Source organism: Mesorhizobium sp. M7D.F.Ca.US.004.01.2.1, from assembly GCF_003997785.1.
Lineage (GTDB): Bacteria > Pseudomonadota > Alphaproteobacteria > Rhizobiales > Rhizobiaceae > Mesorhizobium > Mesorhizobium loti.
The window spans coordinates 10,859-16,120 of the sequence record NZ_RZRQ01000125.1; the positions used below are offsets into that span (position 1 = coordinate 10,859).

General features: G+C 62.6%; 3 protein-coding genes and 1 pseudogene. 3 read left to right on the forward strand and 1 reads right to left on the reverse strand.

The window, feature by feature from the left end:
- Positions 1-127 precede the first annotated feature (127 nt).
- The 3 genes from EN993_RS18165 to EN993_RS18175 all read left to right on the forward strand — a co-directional run bounded on the left by EN993_RS18165 (position 128) and on the right by EN993_RS18175 (position 4,942).
- A complete protein-coding gene (locus tag EN993_RS18165; protein WP_109663370.1) occupies positions 128-577 on the forward strand; it encodes a MucR family transcriptional regulator in 450 nt (149 codons plus the stop codon).
- Between the two features lie 136 nt (positions 578-713).
- Positions 714-2,591 (forward strand): ABC-F family ATP-binding cassette domain-containing protein, encoded by a 1,878-nt coding sequence (locus tag EN993_RS18170; RefSeq protein ID WP_109662916.1) that lies wholly within the window; start codon positions 714-716, stop codon positions 2,589-2,591.
- Between the two features lie 242 nt (positions 2,592-2,833).
- Positions 2,834-4,942: a molybdopterin oxidoreductase family protein gene (locus EN993_RS18175; RefSeq protein ID WP_127264472.1), complete on the forward strand. Its 2,109-nt coding sequence runs from the start codon at positions 2,834-2,836 to the stop codon at positions 4,940-4,942.
- Between the two features lie 33 nt (positions 4,943-4,975).
- On the opposite strand, the pseudogene EN993_RS18180 reads toward EN993_RS18175, so the two are convergent.
- Positions 4,976-5,262 (reverse strand): annotated as a pseudogene (locus EN993_RS18180) (NAD(P)/FAD-dependent oxidoreductase); the annotation flags it as partial.

Sequence of the window (5,262 nt, forward strand, 5' to 3'; positions counted from 1 at the left end):
AAGCTACTTTTGCCGATTCTTAATTCCTTTTGAGACTTGGCGGTCCGTTGGGGGACGCGGTTAAAGAGATACATCGACACAAGTCTTCGCTGGGGTGGATGATTTTGTCGCAAATAAGGTGAAAGAATTGTCAAATATCGATGATAAGACCGTTATCGAGCTGACGGCCGATATTGTCTCGGCCTATGTAGGCAACAATCCTCTTCCGGCTTCCGGTCTGCCTGAGTTGATTGCCAGCGTCAGTGCTTCGGTCCGCAAGCTCGCTGGTGCAGTTGTCGCGGAAACCCCAAACCTGGTTCCGGCAGTCAATCCGAAGAAGTCGGTGTTTCCCGACTACATCATCTGCCTTGAGGACGGAAAGAAGTTCAAGTCGCTCAAGCGGCATCTGCGGACCGACTACGGCCTGAGCCCGGACGACTATCGGGCCAAATGGGGCTTGCCGCCGGACTATCCGATGGTTGCGCCGAACTACTCGGCGACACGATCGGCGCTGGCAAAGTCGACAGGACTTGGCCGCAAACCGGCAGCAGCGCCGGCGACTGTCGCCAAGGCGACGAAGCGCAAGGCGACTGCCTGAGCGCTGCCTGCCCGGTAGGCGAGCCACTGTTCGACTGCTTTGACGGCGCCCTCATGGGCGTCGTTTCAAGACCTTGTGCGGCCAACTGGCCCACAAGGTCTTGCGAAGCGTTGATGTCCGGTGCAAAAGCGCGGCCATGCTGATCATCAATGACCTATCGCTCCGCATGGCCGGACGTTTGCTTCTCGACCATGCCTCGCTGACCTTGCCGGCCGGCACCAAGGCCGGCCTTGTCGGCCGCAACGGCACCGGCAAGACGACGCTGTTCAAGGCCATCACCGGCGATTTCCCGTCCGAGACAGGCTCGATCAGCCTGCCGAAGAGCACCCGCATCGGCCAGGTGGCGCAGGAAGCGCCAGGCACCGAGGACCCGCTGATCGAGATTGTGCTCAAGGCCGATCTCGAACGCACGGCGCTGCTCGAAGAGGAAAAGACGGCGACCGATCCGCACCGCATCGCCGACATCCATATGCGGCTGGCCGATATTGATGCGCACTCGGCCGAGTCTCGCGCCGCTACCATTCTCGCCGGCCTCGGCTTCGACGACGCCGCACAGCGCCGTCCGGCCTCGTCCTTCTCCGGCGGCTGGCGCATGCGCGTGGCACTCGCCGCGGTGCTGTTTGCTGAGCCCGACCTTCTGCTGCTCGACGAGCCGACCAACTATCTCGATCTCGAAGGCACGCTGTGGCTGGAAAACTACGTGTCGAAATACCCGCACACGGTGCTTTTGATCTCGCATGATCGCGACCTGCTCAACCGCGCCGTCAATTCGATCGTCCATCTCGACCAGAAGAAGCTGACCTTCTGGCGCGGCGGCTACGACCAGTTCGAGCGTCAATACACCGAGCAGAAGGAATTGCAGGAGAAGGGCCGGGTCAAGCAGGAAGCCGCCCGCAAGCACATGGAATCCTTCGTCGAACGCTTCCGCGCCAAGGCCTCCAAGGCGAGACAGGCACAGTCGCGCATCAAGGCACTGGAAAAGATGAAGCCGATCGCGGCCATCGTGAACGATTCGGTGCGGCCGTTCTCGTTCCCCGAACCGGTCAAGACGGTGGCCTCGCCGATCGTGGCGCTGAACAACGTCAATGTCGGCTACACCGACGGACAGCCGATCCTCAAGAAGATGACGCTACGCATCGACGCCGACGACCGCATCGCGCTGCTCGGCGCCAATGGCAATGGCAAGTCGACCTTCGCCAAATTGCTGTCCGGCCGGCTCAAGCAGGAGAGTGGCACCATGACGGTGGCGCCCGGGCTGAAGGTGGCGATCTTCGCCCAGCATCAACTCGATGATCTCCGCCCTGACGAAAACGCCTATGAGCATGTCCGCCGGTTGATGCCGGAGGCGCCGGAATCGAAGGTGCGCGGCCGCGTCGCCCAGTTCGGCCTCACCACTGAGAAGATGAACACCGCCGCCAAGGATCTGTCGGGCGGTGAGAAGGCGCGGCTGTTGATGGGCCTGTCGGCCTTCGAAGGCCCGAACCTGTTCATCCTCGACGAACCGACCAACCATCTCGACATCGACAGCCGCGAATCGCTGATCCATGCGTTGAACGAATTTCCCGGCGCCGTCATCCTGATCTCGCACGATCGCCATCTGCTCGAGGCGACGGCCGACCGGCTGTGGCTGGTCAAGGACGGCGCGGTCAACCCGTATGACGGCGACCTCGAGGACTACAAGACGCTGGTCACCGGCGTGTCCGGCGACCGCCGCGGCAAGCGCGAGGCCGACAAGGCGTCAAAAGCCGATCGCCGCCGCGATGCGGCCGCACGCCGCGCCGCCTTCGAGCCGCTGGCCAAGGAGATCCGCGCCACCGAGGCGCTGATGGACCGCATCCGCAAGCGCATCGACGGCATCGAGGACGAGCTGTCCAATCCGGCGGTCTATGAAAAGGATCCCTCGACGGCGACACGGCTGGCCAAGGAGCGATCGCAACTGGCCCAGACGCTGGCTGGCCACGAGGAAAAGTGGCTGACCATGTCGGCCGAATATGAGGAAGGCACGGCGGAGTGAGTGTGTCGAAGGAATCTTGGCTTGGGGCTGCGAAGGTTTTGGCGATCAATCCCGGGGCTGTCGTAAAATGTCCTGAATGCGGAGAAGGCAATCTGGTTACCGTCGACGCCGGCGCAGGGGCCGCGCATGTAGAACGCCATATGCATTGCCCAAAATGCGGTGCCTACAATGCGCTCTTCAAGCGAACTGACGGCGTGTAACTGGCCCTACACGTCACGCCCGAAAGCCGTTAGACAAGTGCCATGAACCAGCACACCAAGCTCAGGATCGGCCATTCGGCCTGCCCGCATGATTGCCCTTCGACCTGCGCTCTTGAGGTCGAACTGCTCGATGGCAACCGCATCGGCCGCGTCCACGGCGCCAAGGCCAACAGCTACACGGCCGGTGTCATCTGCGCCAAGGTCGCCCGCTATGCCGACCGCGTCCATCATCCGGACCGTTTGTTGAAGCCGCTGGTGCGGGCGGGCGCCAAGGGCGACGGCGCCTGGAAAGAAGCGAGCTGGGAAGCCGCGCTCGACCTCGTCGCCGAAAAGTTCATCGCGGCCGAGGAAAAATACGGCTCGGAGACGGTCTGGCCCTACTACTATGCCGGCACGATGGGGCTGGTGCAGCGTGACGGCATCGACCGGCTGCGCCACGCCAAGAAATATTCCGGCTTTTTCGGTTCGATCTGCACCAATCTCGCCTGGACGGGCTGGATGATGGGGGCCGGCGCCTTGCGCGGGCCGGACCCGCGCGAGATGGCGAAATCCGATTGCGTGGTGATTTGGGGCACCAATGCGGTGGTCACACAGGTCAACGTCATGACCCACGCCATCAAGGCGCGCAAGGAGCGCGGCGCCAAGATCGTCGTCATCGACGTTTACGAAAACGCGACGATGAAGCAGGCCGATCTCGGCCTTGTGCTGAAGCCGGGTACCGATGGCGCGCTGGCCTGTGCGGCTATGCATGTGCTGTTTCGCGAAGGGATGGCCGATCGCGCCTATCTCGAAAAATACACCGACGACCCGAAGGGGCTGGAAGCGCATCTTCAGACCCGAACCCCCGAATGGGCGGCCGAGATCACCGGCTTGACGGTCGCCGAGATCGAGGCCTTCGCCCGGCTCGTCGGCACGACCAGGAAAACCTATTTCCGGCTCGGCTATGGCTTCGCGCGCCAGCGCAATGGCGCCGTCAACATGCATGCCGCATCTTGCATCGCCGCGGTCACCGGCTGCTGGCAATATGAGGGCGGCGGCGCCTTCCACTCCAATTCCGGCATCTTCAAGCTCAACCAGGATGTGCTGGAAGGCACGAAGATGCGCGATCCCTCGATCCGCTATCTCGACCATTCGCGCATCGGCCCGGTGCTGACCGGTGCCAGCGACGCGCTTTATGGCGGCCCGCTTGTAACGGCGATGCTGATCCAGAACACCAACCCGGTGAATGTCGCACCGGAGCAGCGGCTGGTGACGCAGGGCTTCCTGCGCCAGGATCTGTTCACTTGCGTGCACGAGCAGTTCATGACCGACACGGCCAAGCTCGCCGATGTCGTGCTGCCGGCGACGATGTTCCTGGAACATGACGACGTCTACAAGGGCGGCGGCAACCAGCACATCACGCTTGGCCCCAAGCTGATCGAGCCGCCGGAAGGGCCGCGCACCAACCATTTCGTCATCGAGCAATTGGCTGAGCGGCTCGGCGTCGCCGACCGTCCGGGCTTCGGCCTGACCGAGCAGCAGCATATCGACATCATCCTGGGCAAGCGCGGGCTGGGCAGCTTCGACAGCTTGAAGGAAGACAAGTGGATCGACCTGCAGCCGGATTTCGACACCGCGCATTTCACTAGGGGATTTGGCCATGCGGATGGAAAATTCCACTTTCGCGCCGACTGGACCGGGCAGGCGGCGCCCAACCGGCCGCCGAAAAGCATGGGCCTGTTCGGGCCGGTGGCGCGGCTGCCGGAATTCCCCGACCATGTCGACCTGATCGAGGTCGCCGACGAGGCGCATCCGTTCCGGCTGACAACATCGCCGGCACGCAATTTTCTCAATTCGACATTCTCGGAAACACCGGTGTCCAAGGCCAAGGAAGGCCGGCCGGAACTCTTGCTGCACCCCGATGATGCCGCAGCACTTGGGCTGGCCGACGGCGATCGTGTCGAGGTCGGCAACACGCGCGGCGAAGTCGTGCTGCATGCAAAACTCTTCGAAGGCATCAAGCGCGGCGTCGTCATCGCCGAAGGCATCTGGCCAAACAGCGCGCATGAGCGCGGCGAAGGCATCAACGTGCTGACCGGAGCCGACGCGCCGGCGCCCTACGGGGGTGCTGCCTTCCACGACAACAAGGTCTGGCTGCGCGCGGCAGGGTGAGGTTGGCGAGAACTCAGTTCCTCTTGCGCCAAATCATACCGGCAGGATTTCTGCTGCCTTCTTTCGGTTTCGCCGGAGGCGGATGTTGTCAGCGATCTGCTCTGCCTCGATCGAGATTTCGCGCAGCAATCCGGTGACCGGATTGTGAAAGCCGATGAGATAAAGACCGAGATCCGAAGCGCTCGCATTGACGCCGCTGCGGCCTGGCTGGACGCCGGGCTCCAGCAATCTGGCATAGCCGGGCCGGAAGCCGGTGGCGAAGATGATCGCATCGAACTCGCCATGCTTGCCATCGGTGAAACGGACGCCTTGTTCGGTGA